Source organism: Bordetella hinzii LMG 13501, from assembly GCF_001548475.1.
Taxonomy (GTDB): Bacteria; Pseudomonadota; Gammaproteobacteria; order Burkholderiales; family Burkholderiaceae_B; genus Bordetella; species Bordetella hinzii.
The window spans coordinates 1-19,438 of the sequence record NZ_LRUJ01000007.1 but is presented as its reverse complement, the minus strand read 5'-3'; the positions used below and the strand labels follow the sequence as shown (position 1 = coordinate 19,438).

The 19,438-nt window shown below is 63.8% G+C and carries 29 protein-coding genes; 6 read left to right on the top strand and 23 right to left on the bottom strand.

Annotated features, from left to right (window positions below; genetic code table 11):
* Positions 1-62: 62 nt before the first annotated feature.
* Positions 63-1,949 carry a protein-disulfide reductase DsbD gene (gene dsbD / locus AXA74_RS06530; protein ID WP_048939708.1) on the bottom strand — a complete coding sequence of 629 codons (1,887 nt, stop codon included), beginning with the start codon at positions 1,947-1,949 and terminating at the stop codon, positions 63-65.
* A 27-nt stretch (positions 1,950-1,976) separates the two neighbouring features.
* Positions 1,977-2,318 (bottom strand): divalent-cation tolerance protein CutA, encoded by a 342-nt coding sequence (gene cutA / locus AXA74_RS06525; protein WP_029579959.1) that lies wholly within the window; start codon positions 2,316-2,318, stop codon positions 1,977-1,979.
* 103 nt (positions 2,319-2,421) lie between these two features.
* On the opposite strand from cutA, the gene AXA74_RS06520 reads away from it, so the two are divergent.
* Positions 2,422-2,853 (top strand): HIT family protein, encoded by a 432-nt coding sequence (locus tag AXA74_RS06520; protein WP_029579960.1) that lies wholly within the window; start codon positions 2,422-2,424, stop codon positions 2,851-2,853.
* Between the two features lie 55 nt (positions 2,854-2,908).
* Here AXA74_RS06520 and rplQ read toward each other — a convergent pair whose 3' ends face one another.
* From rplQ to AXA74_RS06430, 19 genes are all read right to left on the bottom strand, one after another.
* Entirely contained in the window at positions 2,909-3,304 is a 396-nt protein-coding gene (gene rplQ / locus AXA74_RS06515; RefSeq protein WP_005017352.1) for a 50S ribosomal protein L17, read from the bottom strand.
* Positions 3,305-3,466: 162 nt separating this feature from the next.
* Positions 3,467-4,453, bottom strand: coding sequence for a DNA-directed RNA polymerase subunit alpha (locus AXA74_RS06510; RefSeq protein WP_029579961.1), 987 nt, complete (start codon positions 4,451-4,453; stop codon positions 3,467-3,469).
* Positions 4,454-4,626: 173 nt separating this feature from the next.
* A complete protein-coding gene (gene rpsD / locus AXA74_RS06505; protein ID WP_029579962.1) occupies positions 4,627-5,250 on the bottom strand; it encodes a 30S ribosomal protein S4 in 624 nt (207 codons plus the stop codon).
* A gap of 11 nt (positions 5,251-5,261) precedes the next feature.
* Positions 5,262-5,663 (bottom strand): 30S ribosomal protein S11, encoded by a 402-nt coding sequence (rpsK, locus tag AXA74_RS06500; protein WP_005017345.1) that lies wholly within the window; start codon positions 5,661-5,663, stop codon positions 5,262-5,264.
* A gap of 15 nt (positions 5,664-5,678) precedes the next feature.
* A complete protein-coding gene (rpsM, locus tag AXA74_RS06495) occupies positions 5,679-6,044 on the bottom strand; it encodes a 30S ribosomal protein S13 (protein ID WP_005017342.1) in 366 nt (121 codons plus the stop codon).
* A gap of 42 nt (positions 6,045-6,086) precedes the next feature.
* Entirely contained in the window at positions 6,087-6,200 is a 114-nt protein-coding gene (gene rpmJ, locus AXA74_RS23825) for a 50S ribosomal protein L36 (protein ID WP_003806928.1), read from the bottom strand.
* Positions 6,201-6,235: 35 nt separating this feature from the next.
* Positions 6,236-6,454, bottom strand: coding sequence for a translation initiation factor IF-1 (infA, locus tag AXA74_RS06490; RefSeq protein WP_003806927.1), 219 nt, complete (start codon positions 6,452-6,454; stop codon positions 6,236-6,238).
* Between the two features lie 9 nt (positions 6,455-6,463).
* The gene (gene secY, locus AXA74_RS06485; protein WP_029579963.1) at positions 6,464-7,789 is read right to left on the bottom strand and encodes a preprotein translocase subunit SecY; all 1,326 of its coding nucleotides are present in this window, start codon (positions 7,787-7,789) and stop codon (positions 6,464-6,466) included.
* 14 nt (positions 7,790-7,803) lie between these two features.
* The gene (gene rplO, locus AXA74_RS06480) at positions 7,804-8,244 is read right to left on the bottom strand and encodes a 50S ribosomal protein L15 (protein ID WP_032955615.1); all 441 of its coding nucleotides are present in this window, start codon (positions 8,242-8,244) and stop codon (positions 7,804-7,806) included.
* A 9-nt stretch (positions 8,245-8,253) separates the two neighbouring features.
* Entirely contained in the window at positions 8,254-8,439 is a 186-nt protein-coding gene (gene rpmD / locus AXA74_RS06475) for a 50S ribosomal protein L30 (RefSeq protein ID WP_029579965.1), read from the bottom strand.
* Between the two features lie 3 nt (positions 8,440-8,442).
* Positions 8,443-8,964 carry a 30S ribosomal protein S5 gene (gene rpsE, locus AXA74_RS06470; protein WP_029579966.1) on the bottom strand — a complete coding sequence of 174 codons (522 nt, stop codon included), beginning with the start codon at positions 8,962-8,964 and terminating at the stop codon, positions 8,443-8,445.
* Positions 8,965-8,979: 15 nt separating this feature from the next.
* A complete protein-coding gene (rplR, locus tag AXA74_RS06465) occupies positions 8,980-9,345 on the bottom strand; it encodes a 50S ribosomal protein L18 (protein ID WP_029579967.1) in 366 nt (121 codons plus the stop codon).
* A gap of 18 nt (positions 9,346-9,363) precedes the next feature.
* Positions 9,364-9,897 (bottom strand): 50S ribosomal protein L6, encoded by a 534-nt coding sequence (rplF, locus tag AXA74_RS06460; RefSeq protein ID WP_029579968.1) that lies wholly within the window; start codon positions 9,895-9,897, stop codon positions 9,364-9,366.
* A 10-nt stretch (positions 9,898-9,907) separates the two neighbouring features.
* Positions 9,908-10,303 (bottom strand): 30S ribosomal protein S8, encoded by a 396-nt coding sequence (gene rpsH / locus AXA74_RS06455; RefSeq protein WP_029579969.1) that lies wholly within the window; start codon positions 10,301-10,303, stop codon positions 9,908-9,910.
* 10 nt (positions 10,304-10,313) lie between these two features.
* Positions 10,314-10,619 carry a 30S ribosomal protein S14 gene (gene rpsN / locus AXA74_RS06450; RefSeq protein WP_005017321.1) on the bottom strand — a complete coding sequence of 102 codons (306 nt, stop codon included), beginning with the start codon at positions 10,617-10,619 and terminating at the stop codon, positions 10,314-10,316.
* Between the two features lie 12 nt (positions 10,620-10,631).
* On the bottom strand, positions 10,632-11,171 hold the full coding sequence (gene rplE, locus AXA74_RS06445; protein WP_029579970.1) for a 50S ribosomal protein L5: 540 nt from the start codon (positions 11,169-11,171) through the stop codon (positions 10,632-10,634).
* Positions 11,172-11,183: 12 nt separating this feature from the next.
* Positions 11,184-11,504 carry a 50S ribosomal protein L24 gene (gene rplX, locus AXA74_RS06440; RefSeq protein WP_029579971.1) on the bottom strand — a complete coding sequence of 107 codons (321 nt, stop codon included), beginning with the start codon at positions 11,502-11,504 and terminating at the stop codon, positions 11,184-11,186.
* 10 nt (positions 11,505-11,514) lie between these two features.
* Positions 11,515-11,883, bottom strand: a complete 369-nt coding sequence (rplN, locus tag AXA74_RS06435; protein WP_005017313.1) for a 50S ribosomal protein L14 — start codon at positions 11,881-11,883, stop codon at positions 11,515-11,517.
* 365 nt (positions 11,884-12,248) lie between these two features.
* Positions 12,249-13,001, bottom strand: a complete 753-nt coding sequence (locus tag AXA74_RS06430; RefSeq protein ID WP_032955616.1) for an aspartyl/asparaginyl beta-hydroxylase domain-containing protein — start codon at positions 12,999-13,001, stop codon at positions 12,249-12,251.
* Positions 13,002-13,292: 291 nt separating this feature from the next.
* Here AXA74_RS06430 and AXA74_RS06425 point away from each other — a divergent pair, with 291 nt between their 5' ends.
* Positions 13,293-14,720, top strand: a complete 1,428-nt coding sequence (locus tag AXA74_RS06425; protein ID WP_029579973.1) for an NAD-dependent succinate-semialdehyde dehydrogenase — start codon at positions 13,293-13,295, stop codon at positions 14,718-14,720.
* Between the two features lie 18 nt (positions 14,721-14,738).
* Here the strand turns inward: AXA74_RS06425 and AXA74_RS06420 are convergent, their stop codons facing one another.
* Positions 14,739-15,260, bottom strand: a complete 522-nt coding sequence (locus AXA74_RS06420; protein ID WP_029579974.1) for a hypothetical protein — start codon at positions 15,258-15,260, stop codon at positions 14,739-14,741.
* Between the two features lie 77 nt (positions 15,261-15,337).
* Positions 15,338-16,321, bottom strand: coding sequence for an AraC-like ligand-binding domain-containing protein (locus tag AXA74_RS06415; protein WP_029579975.1), 984 nt, complete (start codon positions 16,319-16,321; stop codon positions 15,338-15,340).
* A gap of 152 nt (positions 16,322-16,473) precedes the next feature.
* On the opposite strand from AXA74_RS06415, the gene AXA74_RS06410 reads away from it, so the two are divergent.
* The 4 genes from AXA74_RS06410 to AXA74_RS06395 all read left to right on the top strand — a co-directional run.
* Complete coding sequence (locus AXA74_RS06410; protein ID WP_029579976.1) at positions 16,474-17,343, top strand: alpha/beta fold hydrolase; 870 nt, start codon at positions 16,474-16,476, stop codon at positions 17,341-17,343.
* On the top strand, positions 17,340-18,512 hold the full coding sequence (locus AXA74_RS06405; RefSeq protein ID WP_029579977.1) for a substrate-binding domain-containing protein: 1,173 nt from the start codon (positions 17,340-17,342) through the stop codon (positions 18,510-18,512). The genes AXA74_RS06410 and AXA74_RS06405 overlap by 4 nt, the downstream gene beginning before the upstream one ends.
* Positions 18,513-18,516: 4 nt before the next feature.
* Entirely contained in the window at positions 18,517-19,272 is a 756-nt protein-coding gene (locus AXA74_RS06400; RefSeq protein WP_029579978.1) for an ABC transporter ATP-binding protein, read from the top strand.
* A partial coding sequence (locus tag AXA74_RS06395) for an ATP-binding cassette domain-containing protein (RefSeq protein ID WP_155680856.1) occupies positions 19,269-19,438 on the top strand: 170 nt, incomplete at its 3' end. The genes AXA74_RS06400 and AXA74_RS06395, both read left to right, overlap by 4 nt.

Below are 19,438 nucleotides of genomic sequence, written 5' to 3'. Positions count from 1 at the left end.
ACCGAATCGCCATACTACTCCGCGTGCCGGGGCGCGGCGTGCGCCGCGCGGGGATTTCCTGCCTACTGTTGTGCTGACGCCGCGGCCTGGTCCAAGGATGCCGAGAAACGCGCCGCGTCCTGGAAACCCACCACGCGCGGCTGCTCCAGCAAACGGCCGCCCGGTGCGAAGAATATGATGCCCGGAGGACCGAAGAGCTTGAAACGCCTGAGCAGGGCGCGATCCTCGGCATTGTTCTGGGTTACATCCGCCTGCAGCAGCAGCATGCCGGCCATGCGTTGCGCGACGCCCGGATCGGTGAAGGTAAAGCGCTCCATCTCGCGGCAGGACACGCACCAGTCGGCATAGAAGTCCAGCATCACCGGCCGTGTGCTCGCCGCCAGGGCGGCATCCAGCTCGGCCACCGAACGCACCCGCGTGAACGAGGGATGCGCGCCCGCCGGCGCATTGTCCTGGCGCGCCGCGAGATGGCTCAGCGGTGCGAGCGCATCGCGCCCGCCGCTGGCCGCGCCGACGATCCACACCAGCGCGGCCAGGGCGAGCAGAAGGCCCAGGCCTTTGGCGAACATGCGGGCCGCCCCGGCGCCGGCCGGCAGCGCCTCGAAGGCGCGCAGCATGACGGCCGCCACCATGGCCAGCAGGGCCCAGCCCAGCATCAGCGCCCAGCCGGGCAGCACCGGTATCAACATCCACCAGGCGGTGGCCAGCAGCAGCATGCCGAAAAGCCGCTTGACGCCGTCCATCCAGGCGCCGGCCTTGGGCAGCAGCGCGCCCGAGGACGCGCCGACGGCCAGCAGCGGCACCCCCATGCCCCAGGCCATGGCCAACAGTGCGGCGGCGCCGAGCCACACATCGCCGGTCTGGGAGATATAGAGCAAGGCGCCCGCCAAGGGCGCGGCCACGCAAGGACCGACGATGAGCGCGGAAATCGCGCCCATCAACAGGGCGCCGGTGTAGCGCCCGCCAGGAATGCGGTTGGAGCGCGCCGACAGCCGGGCCTGCCATGAGGCGGGCAGCTGCAGCGTGTAGGCGTCGAACATCGCCAGCGCCAGCAAGGCCAGCAGGATGGCAAAGAGCGTGAGGATCCAGGGCGTCTGCAGCCAGGCGGCCAGACCCGCGCCGCTCAGGCCGGCGGCCACGCCCAGGGCGGTATAGACGATGGACATGCCCAGCACATAGGCCGCGGCCAGGCCCAGGCCGCGCCCGCGCGAGACGGCGGCCTGCCCCTCGCGGCCGATGATGATGGACGACAGGATGGGGATCATGGGCAGCACGCAGGGCGTGAAGGCAAGCAGCAGGCCCAATACGAAGAACACGCCGGCCGTGCCGAGGATGCCCAGGCCGCCGATGGCCCCGGCCAGGCCGACATCGCCGGCGCCGAGCAAGGCGCCCAGGCCGGAGGCCGGCGCGGCGGCAGGCGCGGCGGCCGCGCCCGCGAGCGCCGCGGCCTCCTGGCCGGGTTCGATGGCCGAGACCTGGATCGCATAGCCCGCGCCCTGCGGCGCGAGCGTCACCAGGTGCGACATCGGCGGATAGCACAGGCCGGCGTCGGCGCAGCCCTGGCTGGTCACGCGCAGCCGCGCCGGCTGCCCCGCCAAGGCCAACGGCACGCGGATCAGCACGTCCTGGTGATAGACCTCCATGTCTTTCTCGAAGGTGGGATCGTACTTGACCTCACCCGTCGGAAAGACAGCGGCGGCGCTATTGATCGACGACTCCGGCTGGCTGGCCAGCTCGAATCGCTCGCGGTACATGTAGTAGCCCGGCGCCACCTTGAAACGCAGCTCGAGCAGATCGGCTGCGGGCTGGTCCGCGCTCAGCTGGAAGGCCCGCTCGGGCTCCAGGAAATCCGCTTCGCCGGCCGTGGCCCGCGAGCCCGCCAGCACGGCCAGCAGGCAGAGCGCAAGCAGCCAGAAAACCTGCCAGCCCGTCCGGCGACCTTGACCCATCACGACTGCCCGCATAACGTCCTCTGCTTATTCCGATCCCGGATGACCGGCCTGCTCACGCACCCAGTCCAAATAGGAGGCCAGCCCCCCGATCACGGGAATCACAATGATCTCCGGCACGTCGTAGGGGTGCAGCCGCGCCAGCGTCTGCACCACGGCCTGATGCATGCCGTAGGTGGTCTTGATCGTGAGCGGAACCTCCTCGGCACCCTCGATCTCTCCCTTCCAACGATAGACAGACAGCACTGCCTGCCCAAGGTTCACGCAGGCCGCCAGGCCGTCCTCGACCAGCACATGCGCGATACGCTTGGCCAGCAGGCCGTCCGGAGCATTGCTGATGATCAGTACAACGTCGTCATCGCGCAACATGTGACCTCCTAATTTGAGACCTACGCCAGGGAACTCAGGGTATTTTATGGGATTGGCCGCGGACGCCGCTTTTCGCCTGCCACGGCCCTCAGGAGACAAGGAAATGCCGGACAACTGCCTGTTCTGCCGCATCGCACGGCATGAACTCCCCGCGCACGCCATCCATGAAGACAGCCGTATCTTCGCCTTTCTGGACATCCATCCGGTCAGACGCGGCCATGTGCTGATCATCCCGAAGCAGCACTATCCCTACTTCGAGGACATGCCGGCCGACCTGGCCGGACATATCGTCAACCTGGGCCAACGGCTGGCCCGCCACATGAAACGGCTGTACAGCGTGGACCGCGTGGGCCTGGCTTTCACGGGGATCCACGTGGCCCACGCGCATGCGCACATCGTGCCCATGCATCACCCGCATGACATCACGTCCACGCACTACATCGCGCAGCAGGACCTGACTTTCATCATGCCGCCGCAGGCCAGCAACGAGGAACTCGGCGCGACTGCCGAAGCGCTGCGGCAGGCGCTGGGTTGAGCCGGAAAAACAAAAGCGGACCCGGAGGTCCGCTTTTGCCGCTTATGGCGCTGCCTTATTCGGCGGCGCTATCCGCTTCGGAAGCATCCACTTCCGGACGGTCAACCAGCTCCATGAAAGCCATGGGAGCGTTGTCGCCCTGACGGAAGCCCATCTTCAGGACACGGGTATAGCCGCCGTTGCGGTTCGCGTAACGCGGACCGATTTCAGCGAACAGCTTGACCACGGCGTCGCGATCGCGCAGACGGGCAAAAGCCAGACGCTTGTTCGCGAGGGTGGGTTCCTTGCCCAGGGTGATGAGGGGTTCGATGACGCGGCGCAGTTCTTTCGCCTTGGGCAGCGTGGTCTTGATCGCTTCGTGAGTGATCAGCGAAACGGCCATGTTGCGGAACATGGCGAGACGATGGCTGCTGGTGCGGTTGAGCTTGCGCAGGCCGTTACCGTGACGCATGGTGATTTCCTTTGAATCTAAAGACGGCGTTTCCGCCGCCGGGTTAGCCGGCTCTTCTATCGGCCCTTTCGATCTGATGGGCCGCGGTCCGGTGGAAAAATGGCATCCGGAGATGCCTCTCGGGCGGCCATGGGCCAGAAGGCCCATGGCTCACCGCATGGCTTACGGGCGCTCGAGGCCCAGCGGGGGCCAGTTTTCGAGCTTCATGCCCAGGGTCAGGCCGCGCGCGGCCAGGACTTCCTTGATTTCGTTGAGCGACTTGCGGCCCAGGTTCGGGGTCTTGAGCAGCTCGTTCTCGGTGCGCTGGATCAGGTCGCCGATGTAATAGATGTTCTCGGCCTTCAGGCAGTTGGCCGAACGCACGGTCAGCTCCAGGTCGTCGACCGGACGCAGCAGCACCGGATCGATCTGCGGCGTGCCGCGAACCGGGGCTTCGTACGAGTCGCCGGCGCCTTCCAGGGCGGCAAACACGGAGATCTGGTCCATCAGGATGCGGGCGGACTGGCGCACGGCTTCCTCGGGCGAGATCACGCCGTTGGTCTCGATGTCCAGCACCAGCTTGTCCAGGTCGGTACGCTGTTCGACGCGGGCGCTTTCAACCGCATAGCTCACGCGGCGCACGGGGCTGTAGGAGGCGTCCAGGACGATGCGGCCGATGGTGTGGGTGCGGTCTTCCGACAGCGCGCGCACGTTGCCCGGCACATAGCCGCGGCCCTTCTCGACCTTGATCTGCATCTCCAGCTTGCCGGCATCGGTCAGGTTGCAGATGGGGTGATCGGGATTGACGATCTCGACGTCGTGCGGCAATTCGATGTCGCTGGCCAGCACCTGGCCGGCGCCGTTCTTGCGCAGGATCAGGGTGACTTCGTCGCGGTTGTGCAGCTTGAACACCACGCCCTTCAGGTTCAGCAGGATGTCGACGACATCTTCGCGAACGCCCGGAATGGTCGAGTATTCATGCACGACGCCGGTCATCTGCACTTCGGTCGGCGCATAGCCGGTCATCGAGGACAGCAGGATGCGGCGCAGGGCGTTGCCCAGCGTGTGGCCGTAGCCGCGCTCGAACGGCTCCATCACGATCTTGGCGTGGTTGGGGCCGACCGGCTCGACTTCGATGGAGCGCGGCTTCAGAAAACCTTGAGTGGACATGTACTGGGTTCCTTTTCAATACCCTCGGCTCGTTACACCGATAAGGCTGATGGAAGTAAATGCTGCGGGCAGCGGAGTAAAACAGCGGCGTAGAACACCGCAAAGCCCGCCTCGGCCAACAGGCCTGGGCGGGCTGGGACGCTTCGTTCGCAGGCACAAGGCCCGCGACGCGATTAGCGCGAGTACAGTTCGACGACCATGGATTCGTTGACGTCGCGGGCGACATCAGCGCGATCCGGGGCCGACTTGAACGTACCGGTCATCTTGTTGGTATCGACTTCCACCCACTGGGGGATGCCGATGCTCGAAGCCAGATCCAGCGATTCGCGGATACGGGCTTGCTTCTTGGCGCTTTCGCGCACCGTGATGACGTCGCCGGCCTTGACCAGGATCGAAGCGATATCGGCGGTGTGGCCGTTCAGTTCGATGGCGCGGTGGCTCACCAGTTGGCGGGCTTCAGCGCGGGTCGAACCGAAACCCATGCGGTAGACGACGTTGTCCAGGCGCGATTCGAGCAGCTGGATCAGCGTTTCGCCGGTGTTGCCACGACGGCGCTCGGCTTCGGCGAAGTACTTGCGGAATTGCTTTTCCAGCACGCCGTACATGCGCTTGAGCTTTTGCTTTTCACGCAGCTGCAGACCGTAGTCGGAGGTGCGGGCGCCCGAAGTGCGGCCATGCTGGCCGGGCTTGGAATCCAGCTTGCACTTGGAATCCAGCGAGCGGCGGGCGCTCTTCAGGAACAGATCGGTGCCCTCGCGGCGCGAGAGTTTGCACTTGGGACCAGTATAACGAGCCATGAAGGTTCCCCTTAGATACGACGACGCTTCGGCGGACGGCAGCCGTTATGCGGAATGGGCGTGATATCGGCAATGCTCGAGATCTTGATACCCAGCGCATTCAGGGCGCGCACGGACGATTCGCGGCCAGGACCAGGGCCCTTGATGCGAACTTCGAGGGTCTTGATGCCGTATTCCATCGCCACGCGGCCGGCCGTTTCGGCGGCGACCTGAGCGGCGAACGGGGTCGATTTGCGCGAGCCCTTGAAGCCGGCACCACCCGAAGTCGCCCAGGACAGGGCATTGCCTTGGCGATCGGTGATGGTGATGATGGTGTTGTTGAACGATGCGTGAACGTGCGCGATGCCGTCCGAGACGTTCTTCTTGACCTTTTTGCGTACGCGCGAAGCGCCGCTGGTGGAAGCTTTCGCCATAATCTAAATCCTCGATTATTTCTTCAGGGACGCAGCAGCACGACGCGGGCCCTTGCGGGTGCGGGCGTTGGTGCGAGTGCGCTGGCCGCGCACGGGCAGACCGCGCTTATGACGCATACCGCGGTAGGTTCCCAGGTCGATCAAACGCTTGATCGAGAGCTGTACTTCACGACGCAGGTCACCCTCGACAGTGAACACGCCCAGGTGTTCACGGATGCGTTCCAACTCAGCGTCGGTCAGATCTTTGACCTTTTTGGTAACGGGCACACCAGCAGCTTCGCAGATCTTGCGGGCGCGCGTACGACCGATGCCAAAAATGGCGGTCAGGCCGATCTCGGCGTGCTGTTGCGGCGGAATGTTAATGCCAGCAATACGGGCCATGACTGTTCCTTGATTTAATCCGTTGCGTACCGCTAACCGGGGTTAGCCTTGACGCTGCTTGTGACGCGGGTCGGTGCAGATGACACGCACCACGCCGTGACGTTTGATAACTTTGCAGTTGCGGCAGATCCGCTTAACCGATGCCATTACTTTCATGGTTGACTCCTAATTTTCCGTAACCCGGTTCCGCATCATTTGGAGCGGAAGACAATCCTTGCTCGTGTCAGGTCATAGGGCGTGAGCTCCACTGTGACCTTGTCGCCGGGCAGAATCCGGATGTAATGCATGCGCATCTTGCCGGAAATATGGCCCAACACCACGTGGCCGTTTTCGAGCTTGACGCGAAATGTCGCGTTGGGGAGGTTCTCGAGAACCTCACCTTGCATCTGGATAACGTCGTCCTTTGACATACTCTTTGCTTACCGCATGGGCAAACCCGTACCCTTGAAGTTGGCCTTCTTGAGCAGCGAGTCGTACTGGTGAGACATCATGTAGGCCTGAACCTGCGCCATGAAATCCATCGTCACCACCACAATGATCAATAGGGACGTTCCACCAAAGTAGAACGGTACGTTCCAACGCATCACCAAGAATTCCGGCAGCAAGCACACCAGCGTGATGTAGAGGGCACCAGCCAGCGTGAGACGCATCAGAATCTTGTCGATGTAACGCGCGGTTTGCTCACCAGGACGAATGCCCGGGACGAACGCACCGCTCTTCTTCAGGTTATCCGCCGTTTCGCGGCTGTTGAACACCAGAGCCGTGTAGAAAAAGCAGAAGAAGATGATCGCGACCGAATACAGCGTGATGTAGAGCGGTTGACGAGGTTCAAGCGCGGCAGCCAGGTCACGCAGCCAGACCATGCGGTCGCCGCTGGAGAACCAGCTGGTGATCGTGGCCGGGAACAGAATGATCGACGACGCGAAGATCGGCGGAATCACCCCGGCCATGTTCAGCTTGAGCGGCAGGTGCGAGCTCTGGCCACCGTAGACCTTGTTGCCCACTTGGCGCTTGGCGTAGTTGACCGTGATCTTGCGCTGCCCGCGTTCGACGAACACCACGAAGGCCGTCACCAGTACCACCAGGGCGATGATGAACAGGGCGGACACCACCGACATCGAGTTGGTGCGCACCAGGTCCAGCAGCCCGGCCAAGGCCGTGGGCAAGCCCGCGACGATACCAGCGAAGATCAGGATCGAAATACCATTGCCCAGACCACGTTCGGTAATCTGTTCACCCAGCCACATGACAAACATGGTGCCGGTGACCAGCGTCACCACCGTGGTGAAGCGGAACAACATGCCCGGATCGACAACGAGCCCGGGTTGCGACTCCAACGCCACCGAAATGCCCACGGCCTGCACCAGCGCCAGCACGACCGTGCCGTAGCGGGTGTATTGGGTGATCTTGCGCCGGCCGGCCTCGCCCTCTTTCTTGAGCGCTTCCAGCGACGGCACCACCACCGACATCAACTGCATGATGATGGATGCCGAAATGTACGGCATGATCCCCAGGGCAAAGATCGAAAAGCGCGAAAGCGCACCGCCCGAGAACATGTTGAACAGGCCCAGGATCCCGCCCTGGTTCTGGCGGAACAAGTCCGCCAGCGCGTCCGGATTGATGCCCGGAACAGGGATGTGAGTACCGAGACGGTAAACCACGAGGGCGAGGACCAGGAACACGAGACGGCGCTTCAGATCGCCGTATCGCGTACCGGTCTTGCCCAGTGCCTGCGCTTTAGCCACGCGTCACCTCGCGATCAAGCAAGCGAGCCGCCCGCGGCCTCGACGGCGGCGCGAGCGCCAGCCGTCGCGGTGATGCCACGCAGCACCACCTTGCGCGAGAGTTCACCCGACTTGATGACCTTGGCATAACGCACGCCCTGGCCAACCACGCCGGCGGCCTTCAGGGCCTGGACATCGACTTCCTCGACGTCGAGACGCTGCAGGTCCGACAGACGGACTTCGGCGTACAGATGCTGGCCGAGCGGGGTGAAACCGCGCTTGGGCAGGCGACGCTGCAGCGGCATCTGGCCGCCTTCGAAGCCAACCTTGTGGAAACCGCCCGAACGCGACTTCTGACCCTTGTGACCACGGCCGGCGGTCTTACCCAGGCCGGAACCGATGCCACGGCCGACGCGGCGCTTGGCGTGCTTGGAGCCCTCGGCGGGCTTCAGCGTATTGAGTTGAATATCCGACATCGTGATTCCTTAGGCTTCCGACACGGAGACGAGATAATCCACCTTGCGGATCATCCCGCGCACTTCCGGCGTGTCGAGCAGCACGCGGCTGCTGTTGAGACCGCGCAGACCCAGGCCGCGAACCGTGTCGCGGTGGGATTGCTTGGTACCGATCACCGAGCGTACGAGCGTAACTTTGATCTGCTTCTGAGCCATGATTTACCCCAGGATCTCTTCGACGGTCTTGCCGCGCTTGGCAGCAACTTCCGACGGGGTCAGGGAATTGCGCAGGCCGTTCAACGTGGCGCGAACCATGTTGTACGGGTTGCTCGAGCCAAGACTCTTGGCCACGACGTTGCGCACGCCCATCACTTCGAAAATGGCGCGCATCGGGCCGCCGGCGATCACGCCGGTACCTTCAGCGGCCGGCGAGATCAGCACCGTCGAGGCGCCGTGCTTGCCCACCACGGTGTGATACAGCGTGCCGTTCTTCAGGGCCACCTTGAACATACCGCGGCGGGCCTGTTCCATCGCCTTCTGGACCGACACCGGCACTTCACGCGCCTTGCCCTTGCCCATGCCGATACGGCCATCGCCATCGCCCACCACGGTCAGCGCGGCAAAGCTCATGGTGCGACCACCCTTGACCACTTTGCTCACGCGGTTGACCGCGATCATCTTTTCGCGCAGACCGTCGTCGTTCTCTTTTTCCGCGGCGTTCTTGCCTTGTACTTTAGCCATTTGACTGATCCTCGCTTAGAACTTCAGGCCGGCTTCACGCGCGGCATCGGCCAGCGCCTTGACGCGGCCATGGTAACGAAAGCCCGAGCGATCGAAGGCAACCAGTTCGATACCGGCAGCCTTGGCCTTTTCGGCCACACGCTTGCCGATCAGCGCGGCAGCAGCGGTGTTGCCACCGGCGCCGGACTGGCCAGCCAGCTGCGAGCGCACTTCGGCCTCGAGCGTCGAGGCGCTGACGACCACACGATCGCCTTCCGGCGAAATGATGTTGGCGTAGATGTGCAGGTTCGAGCGGAAGACCGACAGGCGATGAACGCCCAGCTGCGTAATCTTCCGGCGGGTCGGAACCGCACGACGCAAACGGGTAACTTTTTTGTCCATGATTCGTCCTTGTCGCCTTTACTTCTTCTTGGTCTCTTTGATGACGACGCGCTCATCGGCGTAACGCACACCCTTGCCCTTGTAGGGTTCGGGTTCACGGTAAGCACGGATTTCCGCGGCCACTTGACCGACGACTTGCTTGTTGGCGCCCTTGATGACGATTTCCGTCTGGGTCGGGCACTCGGCCTTAACACCGGCGGGCAGCTTGTGCAGGATGTCGTGCGAGAAGCCCAGCTGCAGCTTGACGGCGTCGCCCTGCACGGAGGCACGGTAACCCACGCCGACCAGCGTCAGCTTGCGCTCGAAGCCCTTGCTCACACCGGTCACCATGTTGGCGACCAGCGCGCGCACGGTACCCGACATGGCGTTGGCGTGACGCGATTCGTTGGCGGCGGCGAAGGTCAGCTTGCCGGCGTCCTGAACCACGTTGACGTCGCCCGTCAGCGTCTGCACCAAGGTGCCCAGCGGGCCCTTGACGGTGATCTGATCCTGCTGGATGCTGGCTTCAACACCCTTGGGCAGTTCGACCGGATACTTAGCGATACGTGACATTCGAGTCTCCTTAGGCCACGTAGCAAAGCACTTCGCCGCCCACGCCGTTGGCGCGAGCCTTGCGGTCGGTCATCACGCCGCGCGAGGTCGAAACGATAGCCACGCCCAGGCCGTTCATGACCTGAGGAATGTTGCTGCGGCCCTTGTAGATACGCAGGCCAGGACGCGAGACACGTTCGATGCGCTCGATGACCGGGCGGCCGGCGTAGTACTTCAGGGTGATTTCCAGCTCAGGCTTGGCCTGGCTGCCCTTGATTTCAAAACCGTCGATGTAGCCTTCGTCCTTCAGCACGGTGGCGATGGCCACTTTCAGCTTCGAGGAGGGCATGTTCACCGTAGTCTTGTCAACTTGCTGCGCATTGCGAATGCGGGTCAGCATATCGGCGATGGGATCGCTCATGCTCATATTCGTTCTCCTACCAGCTGGCCTTGGTCATGCCGGGCACTTCGCCCTTCATGGCCATTTCACGCAGTTTGTGACGGGTCAGGCCGAACTTGCGGAACACGCCGCGCGGACGACCGGTCACCACGCAGCGATTGCGCTGGCGCGTCGGGTTGGCATTGCGCGGCAGTTGCTGCAGCTTCAGCCGAGCTTGGTAACGTTCTTCGTCGGTCTTCGACTGATCGTCGATGATCGCTTTCAATTCGGCACGGCGAGCGGCGAACTTGTCAGCCAGCTTGGCGCGCTTGATGTCGCGATTGATGAGGGAGAGTTTAGCCACGTCATCAGCCCCTTAGTTGCGGAACGGGAAGCTGAAGGCGGTCAGGAGCGCCTTGGCTTCTTCGTCGGTCTTGGCGGTGGTGGTGATGCTGATGTTCAGCCCACGCAGCGCGTCGATCTTGTCGTACTCGATTTCGGGGAAAATGATCTGCTCTTTCACCCCGATGTTGTAGTTGCCACGGCCGTCGAAAGCACGACCCGAGATACCGCGGAAGTCACGCACGCGCGGCAGCGCGACCGCGACCAGGCGATCCAGGAATTCGTACATGCGCTGGCCGCGCAGCGTGACCATGCAGCCGATCGGGTAGTTTTCACGGATCTTGAAACCCGCGATAGCTTTGCGCGTCTTGGTGATGACGGGCTTTTGACCGGCGATCTTGGTCAGGTCCGAGACGGCATGCTCGATGACCTTCTTGTCCGCCACGGCTTCCGAGACACCCATGTTCAGGGTGATCTTGGTGATGCGGGGGACTTCCATCACGCTCTTGTAGCCAAACTTGGCTTGCAGGTCGGCAGCGACCTTGCTCTTGTAGAAATCTTGCAAACGAGACATGTCTTTCGCCCCTTACGCCTTGGCGCCGACAACGGCACCATTGGAACGGAACACACGAACCTTGCGGCCGTCCTCTTCCTTGATACCCACGCGATCGGCCTTGCCGGTGGCGGGGTTGAAGAGCGCCACGTTCGAGATATGGATCGGGAGCGTCTTTTCGACGATGCCGCCGGGGTTGTTGGCCATGGGGTTGGCCTTCATGTGCTTCTTCACGACGTTCACGCCTTCGACCAGCACGTGGTCGGCGTCAACGCGGGCCAGCACAACGCCGCGACGCTTCTTGTCGCGGCCGGTCAGAACGATGACTTCGTCGCCTTTACGGATGTGGTTCATCGCGGGCTCCTTACAGCACTTCCGGGGCCAGCGACACGATCTTCATGAACTTCTCGGTACGCAGTTCGCGCGTAACGGGTCCGAAGATGCGGGTGCCGATGGGCTCCAGCTTGGCATTGAGCAACACGGCGGCATTGCCACCGAAACGAATCAGCGAACCGTCTTTGCGGCGCACGCCCTTGGCGGTACGAACCACCACAGCGTTGTAGATTTCGCCTTTTTTGACGCGCCCGCGCGGGGCCGCATCTTTGACGCTCACCTTGATGATGTCGCCGATACCGGCATAGCGGCGCTTGGAGCCACCGAGCACCTTGATGCACATGACAGCACGCGCACCAGTGTTATCGGCCACGTCCAGCGTGGTCTGCATTTGGATCATGATTTTTCCTGTTCCAACTTAACTGAAAACACGTCCTTCCCGGTTGGATAGGCCCGCGTTTCCTGCCAGTTTTGGTCCCGTCAGGTCCGCGCCGCCTGCTGGCAGCAACGACCCTGGGTTGAAATCCTGCTGGGGATTTCCCGCAAGTCAGTCAAACCGGCGCCAAGCCTATCTTCCCCCGGGACTAATCCCTGGGATCCGTTTTGCGCGGCGCAACTGTGGTCGCGCTGCGGCTATTGGCCTGGGCCACCCAACTAACAATTTGGGAAAGCTGTTTATTCTATCCCAGTGCGCCAGGTAAAGCAAGCAGCTTTTGGGCGAAAAAACAAGGGCTTGTCCTCGCCGCACAACATCGGGGCGCGCCCCTAACCGGCCCTGTTTTTGCCGTAATAGGCTTTTTCCCAGGCGTCGTGGTTGGCCTTGCCGCGCCGGATCTCGTCGCTCATGGGTGCGGCGGCCAGCACCAGGCGGTTGAGCCACCGCACCGGGGCACGGCACGGGCGCTCGAAGTCGACAAAGAGCACGGCGCGCAGGCCCTCGGTGTCGTTATGCACCTGGTGGGGGTAGAGATCGTCGAAGATCACCGCCTCGCCCTCGCGCCAGGCGTAACGCTGGCCGTCGACCTCGATCCAGCACTGCTCGCGCGGCTCCGGCACGCGCAGGCCCAGGTGCAGGCGCAGCACGCCGTTATAGGGCCCTTTGTGCAGGGGGATGCGCTTGCCGGCCTCGAGGATGGAGAAAAAAGCGGTACGGACCCCGGGGATGCCCCGCAGGGCGCGGGCCGTGGCCGGGCAGCGCGCCAGGTTGCGCTCCGAGCGCATGCCATAGCCCATGAACACAAAGGTCTTCCACTGGTCATCGCCGGTGATCATGCCCACGTCGGGCGATATCTCGTGGAACGCCGGCAGGCGCTCGCGTTCGGCGAGCAGCTGCTCCAGCTCGGCGCGGATGGCGGGCGTTTGCGCCTCCAGCGCCGGCACCCAGGGGAACAGGTGATTCTCGAAGATGGGCCGGTCTCCCACCTTGGAGGCCCGGGCTATCCTGACATGGAGCCAATCGATGAAACGAAAGAGGATTTTCGAAAACAGGCTTTGCTTGGTCTCGGTTTCTGGCTGCACGGTCTGAGGTCGGCTGTCAAAGTAGGTTTGACCGGTCGCCCGGCTCTCGCCGGATTCGGAAGTGATGGGCCCAAACGCGCTGAATTTCCATATTAGTAGGGAACGATCATACCGAATCGCCCTGCCGCCGCCTCTACGGGCTATCCCCCCCGGGCGTGCATTGGATCCCCCTCTTGTGTCCGGAGTGGCCCCTTCCGAGGGAACCAAGCTGGTTTAGACTGGCGCCACACCGGGCGCGGCGCGCGTCCCTGCGCTTCACCCCAATCCCCTCTTCCCCAAGGAAAGACTGGCATGTACGAACAGTTGGCTTTGTATATCGATGGTGAATTTCTGAGCGGCGACGGCCGCAAGACCCAGGACGTGGTCAATCCGGCCACGCGCGAAGTGCTGGGCCAGCTGCCCCATGCCACCCAGTCGGATCTGGACCGCGCCCTCGAAGCGGCCGCCCGCGCCTTCGAAACCTGGAAGCGCACCTCCCCGATGGAGCGCTCGGCCATCTTGCGCAAGGTGGGCGCGCTATCGCGCGAGCAGGCCAAGGAAATCGGCCACAACATGACGCTGGACCAGGGCAAGCCCCTGGCCGAAGCCATCGGCGAAGTGACCAGCTGCTCCGAGCATGCCGACTGGCACGCCGAAGAATGCCGCCGCATCTATGGCCGTGTCGTGCCGCCTCGCAATCCCGACGCCCGCCAGCTGGTGGTGCGCGAACCCATCGGCGTATGCGCCGCCTTCACGCCTTGGAACTTCCCGTACAACCAGGCCATCCGCAAGATCTGCGCGGCGCTGGGCGCCGGCTGCACCATGGTGCTCAAAGGCCCCGAAGATTCGCCCAGCGCGGTGATGGCGATTGCCCGCCTCTTTCATGAGGCCGGGCTGCCCAAGGGCTGCCTGAATATCGTCTGGGGAGAACCGGCCCAGATTTCCGACTACCTGATCCGCTCGCCCATCGTGCGCAAGGTTTCCTTCACCGGCTCGGTGCCGGTGGGCAAGCAGCTGGCCGCCCTGGCCGGCGCCCACATGAAGCGCGTCACCATGGAATTGGGCGGCCATTCGCCCGTGCTGGTGTTCGATGACGCCGACGTCAAGCGCGCCGCCGAGATGCTGGCCCGCTTCAAGGTCCGCAACGCCGGCCAGGTCTGCGTCTCGCCCACCCGTTTCTATGTCCAGGAAGGCGCCTATGAAACCTTCCTGGCGCGCTTTACCGAGGTGCTGGCCGGCATCAAGGTGGGCAACGGCCTGGAGGCCGGTGTTGAAATGGGCCCGCTTGCCCATGAGCGCCGCGTCCCGGCCATGAAGCAATTCGTCGATGACGCCCGCAAGCATGGCGCCAAGGTGGTGCTGGGCGGCGAAGCGCCTTCGGACAAGGGTTATTTCTTCAGCCCCACGGTGGTGACCGACATTCCGGACCACGCCATGCTGATGACCGAAGAACCCTTCGGGCCGCTGGCCCCGGTGGTGCGATTCAAGGACACCGACGAGGTCATCAAGCGCGCCAACAGCCTGCCCTTCGGCCTGTCCTCGTATGTGTTCACGGAATCGCTGAAGACCGCCACCAAGGTATCCAATGCGCTGGAAGCCGGCATGGTCAACATCAACCATTTCGGCAGCGCCCTGGCCGAGACCCCGTTTGGCGGCATCAAGGACAGCGGCATCGGCAGCGAAGGCGGCCTGGAGACCTTTGACGGCTACCTGGTCACCAAGTACATCACCCACGTCTGACCGACGTCGAGGGAGGGATTAATCCCTCCCTCGGCTAGAAACAATAGACAAAGGGATCGGGGTAAAGAAAGAGACCTCGGCATCGTGGACAGGCCCATGGTGCAGGCCTATCAGCGTGGCACTCGATAGGGAGGGACTGTTCAAGACCAAGGCCGGCTTGAGATTGCTGCTGCGGGCGCCTATGGCCTGAACCCCACCCTTTACTGCCTGGTACAGGCCCAGCGTCTCATCGCGGATTTCGTAGATAGGCGCGCCACTGCCCTGGCCGCCACACTCGGGGTTGACCGCGGTCGACACCCAGAAGGTGCTGGACTTGTCCTTGGTCCACTTGATGTAGACGGAAAGATCCCTGAGCTGTGGCGCCGGTCCGAATTGCTGGGCCAGATCACGCGGTATGGCCCCGGCGCTTTTCATGCCTATGAATAGACCGATCAGGGCACGCACCTCCGCCAGGCCAAGACTGCGCCAGGGCTTGAATCCTTCGGGGAACTGCCGACGCATCAGTTCGGGGGTGCGCTGATCGGCCCGGTACAACAACATCGCGACACCTGTCTCGTGATTGACGAGTGCCTACTATGCAAGACCCCGCGCCCGCTCCAAATAAGTAAGTCCGGAAATCAGGCGGAAACGCGCGCGTTCATGGACAGCTTGCGGCATTCCCGCGCGGTCATGCCGAAGCGTTGACGGAACAGGCGGCTGAAATGGGCGGGATGGGCGAACCCGCTTTGATAGGCCAGCTCGGCAATCGAGCGGTGGGCGTGGGCCGGATCCCGCAGCAGGCGTTGGCAATGCGCCAGGCGCAGCGCGTAGAGCTGCGACTCCACGCCCAGGCCCGCGGCCTGGAAGACCCGGTGCAGATAGCTGGCTGACAGCCCACAGGCCTGGGCGATATGGGCCGGCGTCAATGCGGTGTCCGACAGATGGCGGCGCATATAGGCCAGGGCCCGTTCACGATGCGCCAGGGTCACGCTGCTGTCGTTCTCCGAGGCCTGGGCGGCCTGGGATTGCACCAGGAAGAGCACGATGAGATCGATCAGGTGCTCGCCCAGGACGCCCACTTCGGCATCGCTCCAGGCGGCCATGCCCCCCAGCAGATGGTCCAGATAGCTTTTCAGCAGCTGCCCGCCGGGCGCGCCGTCGTCGATCCGCAGCTTGTAGAAAGACTCCAGCCGCGCGGCACGCTGGGCCAGGGCCGAGCGCGGAAAAGAGATGCTCAGGCTACGATAGCCGCCATGCCCGAGCGCCACCGCCTGATAGGGCGCGCTCTGGTTCATGAGATAGACACAACCGGGCTCGACCTCGAAGTGCCTGCCCGACTGGGTGACGGCAAGGGGCCCGGCCAGCGGCATGCCGAAGGTGTAGAACTCTTCGTCCAGCTGCGAGACGTTGCCGCGCGTGCGCTCCAGCTTCTGTCCCTGGTAGTGCAGGTCATTGAATTGCAGATTGGCCCGGCGCGCATAGCGCAGGCTGCCGGCAAACACCCCGGCGCCCTGGCCGGCATGGACCTCGAAGGGGCCGAAGGCGTGCGCCAGCGCATCGCGCCAACTGTCCAGCCGCCGGCGCGCATCAACCTGCGTCGTGGCAAATCGCGTATCAACCATGGTGTCTGCCTCCAGGCACGCCCGGGATTTGACTGAGCGTCCACATTCTCTTGACTGTGCCTCTTTGCGGGCCGCGGCGCATTGTCCCGGCCGCACCGACAAGTCTATATTCGGCCCCAACGGAGAACAACCTGGGAAATCCGGGAGGAGACATGGCGGCAAACCAGCCGGCTTCGCGCTATCTGGGCGCGCAGGGCCGCGAATTGCATTACGTCGAGTGGGGCGAGCCCGGCGCCCCCGCCATCGTCCTGTGGCATGGCCTGGCGCGCACCGGGCGCGATTTCGACGACCTGGCCCGCGCATTGAGCGCCGACTGGCGCGTCATCTGTCCCGACACCCTGGGCCGCGGCCTGTCGCAATGGAGCCCGGCGCCGCGCCAGGAGTACCAGCTGTCTTTCTATGTCCGGCTGGCCGAGGACCTGCTCGATGGCCTGGGCATCGGCCGCGCCGCCTGGGTGGGCACGTCGATGGGCGGGGCCATCGGCATGCTGGCCGCCGCCACGCGCCTGCGCGGCCGCCTCACCCGCCTGGTGATCAACGATATCGGGCCCACCCTGCCGCGTCCGGCCATGATGCGCATCCAGGCCTATACGGGCAAGCCGCCGGCCTTCGACAAGGTAACGGAGCTGGAGGATTGGCTGCGCGGCGCCTACAAGCCCTACGGCTGGCAGAGCGATGAGCAATGGCGCCGCATGACCGAAACCTCGGCGCGGCGCCTGCCCGATGGCCGTGTCACCCTGCACTACGATCCGGCCATCGTGGGGCAGTTTGAGCACTACCCCGACGATTATGAGCGCTGGGCCGAATACGACAGCATCAGGCAGCCGCTGCTGCTGCTGCGCGGCGAGCAATCCGACCTGCTGCTCGAAGACACCGCCCGGGCCATGACCGAACGCGGGCCGCGCGCGCGCCTGCTGACGTTTGCCGATTGCGGCCACGCCCCCAGCCTGAACGTCCCCGCGCAAATTGAACCCATATGCCAATTCCTGGCCCAGCATCGCGCCGAAGGAGAATCCGCATGAAACGCATCCTGGCAGCCGCCCTGGCAAGCCTCGCCCTTGCCGCCCCCACCCTGGCCGCCGATCTGGTGGTGGCGCATGTCTATGACAAGACCGGTCCCCTGGAAGCCTATGCCAAGCAGACCCACAACGGCCTGATGATGGGCCTGGAATACGCCACCCAGGGCAGCATGACGGTGGCGGGCCGCAAGATCCGCGTGATCGAGAAGGACAACCAGGGCAAGCCGGATGTCGCGCGCGCGCAGCTGGCCTCGGCCTATGCCGATGACAACGCCGACCTGGCCGTGGGGCCGACCTCCTCGGGCGTGGCGCTGGCCATGCTGCCGATCGCTGAGGAGTACGAAAAAATCCTGCTCGTCGAACCGGCCGTGGCCGACTCCATCACCGGCGAAAAATGGAACCGCTATATCTTCCGCACGGGCCGTAATTCGTCGCAGGACGCCATCGCCAACGCCGTGGCCTTCGACCAGGAGGGCACATCCATCGGCATGCTGGCCCAGGACTATGCCTTCGGGCGCGATGGCGTACGCGCGTTCAAGGGCGCACTCAAGCACGCCAAGATCGTCCATGAAGAATACCTGCCGGCCAATGCCACCGACTTCACCGGCGGCGCGCAGCGCCTGTTCGACGCGCTCAAGGACAAGCCGGGCCGCAAGATCATCTTCATCCTCTGGGCCGGCGCGGGCAATCCCTTCAAGATCGCCGATCTCGATCCCAAACGCTATGGCATCGAGATCGCCACCGGGGGCAACACCCTGGCGGCCATGACGCCGCTGAAGAACCTGGCCGGCATGGAGGGCGCCACTTACTACTACTACGGCATACCCAAGAATCCCATCAACGACTGGCTGGTGGCCGAGCACCAGAAACGCTATGGCCAGCCCCCCGATTTCTTCACCGCTGGCGGCATGTCGGCCGGCATCGCCGTTGTCGAGGCCTTGAAGAAAACCCAGGGCAACTCGGACACCGACACGCTCATCAAGGCCATGGAAGGCATGAGCTTCGATACGCCCAAGGGCAAGATGACCTTCCGCCCTCAGGATCACCAGGCCATGCAGTCGATGTACCACTTCCGCATCAAGAACGATCCCGCCGTGCCCTGGGCCGTGCAGGACCTGGTGCGCGAGATCACGCCCGACCAGATGGACGTGCCCATCCTCAACAAGCGCTGACGGCATGCTGGAAACCTGTTCGCTCACCATCCGGTTCGGCGGCCACACGGCCGTCGAGGACGTCAGCGCGCGCTATGCGCCGGGCACGCTCACGGCCATCGTCGGCCCCAATGGCGCCGGCAAGACCACCTACTTCAACCTCATATCGGGGCAGCTGCGCGCCAGCGCGGGTTCCGTGCGGCTGGGCGGGCGCGACCTGACCCGCCTGGGCGTCGCCGCGCGCCTGCATGCGGGCCTGGGCCGTGCCTTCCAGCTGACCCAGTTGTTCCCCAGGCTGTCCGTCCATGAGAACCTGCGGCTCGCCCTGCAGTCCCGCTCGCAAGGACCGCGGCAGATCCGTCTCTGGCGCTGCTGGCAGGATGATCGAATGCTGATCGAGCGCGCCGACATGCTGCTGGCGCGCGTGCGGCTCGAACACCGGCGCGACCAGGCGGCCGCCGACCTGCCGCATGGCGACCAACGCAAGCTCGAGATCGCCATGCTGGTGGCGCTGGATCCGGTGGTCTTCATGTTCGACGAGCCCACCGCCGGCATGAGCGTGGACGAAGTGCCGGTCGTGCTCGACCTGATACGCGAGCTCAAGCGCGATCCCGGCAAGATCATCATGCTGGTCGAACACAAAATGGATGTCGTGCGCGAACTGGCCGACCGCATCGTCGTGCTGCACAACGGCCGCCTCATGGCCGACGGCCCGCCCGCGCAGGTCATCGCCTCGCCCCTGGTGCAGCAAGCCTATCTCGGAACGGGAAACCCCTCATGACACCGCTGCTGCGACTGCGCGATGTCCACACGCATATCGGCGCCTATCACATCCTGCATGGCGTGGATCTCGACGTCCCCGAAGGCGCCGTCACCATGCTGCTGGGGCGCAACGGCGCCGGCAAGACCACGACGCTGCGCACCATCATGGGCTTGTGGCGGGCCTC

What these genes read in the sequence shown, in the direction of transcription:
- dsbD (WP_048939708.1), bottom strand. Translation starts at nt 1,949, where the DNA reads ATGGGTCAAGGTCGCCGGACGGGCTGGCAGGTTTTCTGGCTGCTTGCG.
- cutA (WP_029579959.1), bottom strand. Translation starts at nt 2,318, where the DNA reads ATGTTGCGCGATGACGACGTTGTACTGATCATCAGCAATGCTCCGGAC.
- AXA74_RS06520 (WP_029579960.1), top strand. Translation starts at nt 2,422, where the DNA reads ATGCCGGACAACTGCCTGTTCTGCCGCATCGCACGGCATGAACTCCCC.
- rplQ (WP_005017352.1), bottom strand. Translation starts at nt 3,304, where the DNA reads ATGCGTCACGGTAACGGCCTGCGCAAGCTCAACCGCACCAGCAGCCAT.
- AXA74_RS06510 (WP_029579961.1), bottom strand. Translation starts at nt 4,453, where the DNA reads ATGTCCACTCAAGGTTTTCTGAAGCCGCGCTCCATCGAAGTCGAGCCG.
- rpsD (WP_029579962.1), bottom strand. Translation starts at nt 5,250, where the DNA reads ATGGCTCGTTATACTGGTCCCAAGTGCAAACTCTCGCGCCGCGAGGGC.
- rpsK (WP_005017345.1), bottom strand. Translation starts at nt 5,663, where the DNA reads ATGGCGAAAGCTTCCACCAGCGGCGCTTCGCGCGTACGCAAAAAGGTC.
- rpsM (WP_005017342.1), bottom strand. Translation starts at nt 6,044, where the DNA reads ATGGCCCGTATTGCTGGCATTAACATTCCGCCGCAACAGCACGCCGAG.
- rpmJ (WP_003806928.1), bottom strand. Translation starts at nt 6,200, where the DNA reads ATGAAAGTAATGGCATCGGTTAAGCGGATCTGCCGCAACTGCAAAGTT.
- infA (WP_003806927.1), bottom strand. Translation starts at nt 6,454, where the DNA reads ATGTCAAAGGACGACGTTATCCAGATGCAAGGTGAGGTTCTCGAGAAC.
- rplO (WP_032955615.1), bottom strand. Translation starts at nt 8,244, where the DNA reads ATGTCGGATATTCAACTCAATACGCTGAAGCCCGCCGAGGGCTCCAAG.
- rpmD (WP_029579965.1), bottom strand. Translation starts at nt 8,439, where the DNA reads ATGGCTCAGAAGCAGATCAAAGTTACGCTCGTACGCTCGGTGATCGGT.
- rpsE (WP_029579966.1), bottom strand. Translation starts at nt 8,964, where the DNA reads ATGGCTAAAGTACAAGGCAAGAACGCCGCGGAAAAAGAGAACGACGAC.
- rplR (WP_029579967.1), bottom strand. Translation starts at nt 9,345, where the DNA reads ATGGACAAAAAAGTTACCCGTTTGCGTCGTGCGGTTCCGACCCGCCGG.
- rplF (WP_029579968.1), bottom strand. Translation starts at nt 9,897, where the DNA reads ATGTCACGTATCGCTAAGTATCCGGTCGAACTGCCCAAGGGTGTTGAA.
- rpsH (WP_029579969.1), bottom strand. Translation starts at nt 10,303, where the DNA reads ATGAGCATGAGCGATCCCATCGCCGATATGCTGACCCGCATTCGCAAT.
- rplE (WP_029579970.1), bottom strand. Translation starts at nt 11,171, where the DNA reads ATGTCTCGTTTGCAAGATTTCTACAAGAGCAAGGTCGCTGCCGACCTG.
- rplX (WP_029579971.1), bottom strand. Translation starts at nt 11,504, where the DNA reads ATGAACCACATCCGTAAAGGCGACGAAGTCATCGTTCTGACCGGCCGC.
- rplN (WP_005017313.1), bottom strand. Translation starts at nt 11,883, where the DNA reads ATGATCCAAATGCAGACCACGCTGGACGTGGCCGATAACACTGGTGCG.
- AXA74_RS06425 (WP_029579973.1), top strand. Translation starts at nt 13,293, where the DNA reads ATGTACGAACAGTTGGCTTTGTATATCGATGGTGAATTTCTGAGCGGC.
- AXA74_RS06420 (WP_029579974.1), bottom strand. Translation starts at nt 15,260, where the DNA reads ATGTTGTTGTACCGGGCCGATCAGCGCACCCCCGAACTGATGCGTCGG.
- AXA74_RS06415 (WP_029579975.1), bottom strand. Translation starts at nt 16,321, where the DNA reads ATGGTTGATACGCGATTTGCCACGACGCAGGTTGATGCGCGCCGGCGG.
- AXA74_RS06410 (WP_029579976.1), top strand. Translation starts at nt 16,474, where the DNA reads ATGGCGGCAAACCAGCCGGCTTCGCGCTATCTGGGCGCGCAGGGCCGC.
- AXA74_RS06405 (WP_029579977.1), top strand. Translation starts at nt 17,340, where the DNA reads ATGAAACGCATCCTGGCAGCCGCCCTGGCAAGCCTCGCCCTTGCCGCC.
- AXA74_RS06400 (WP_029579978.1), top strand. Translation starts at nt 18,517, where the DNA reads ATGCTGGAAACCTGTTCGCTCACCATCCGGTTCGGCGGCCACACGGCC.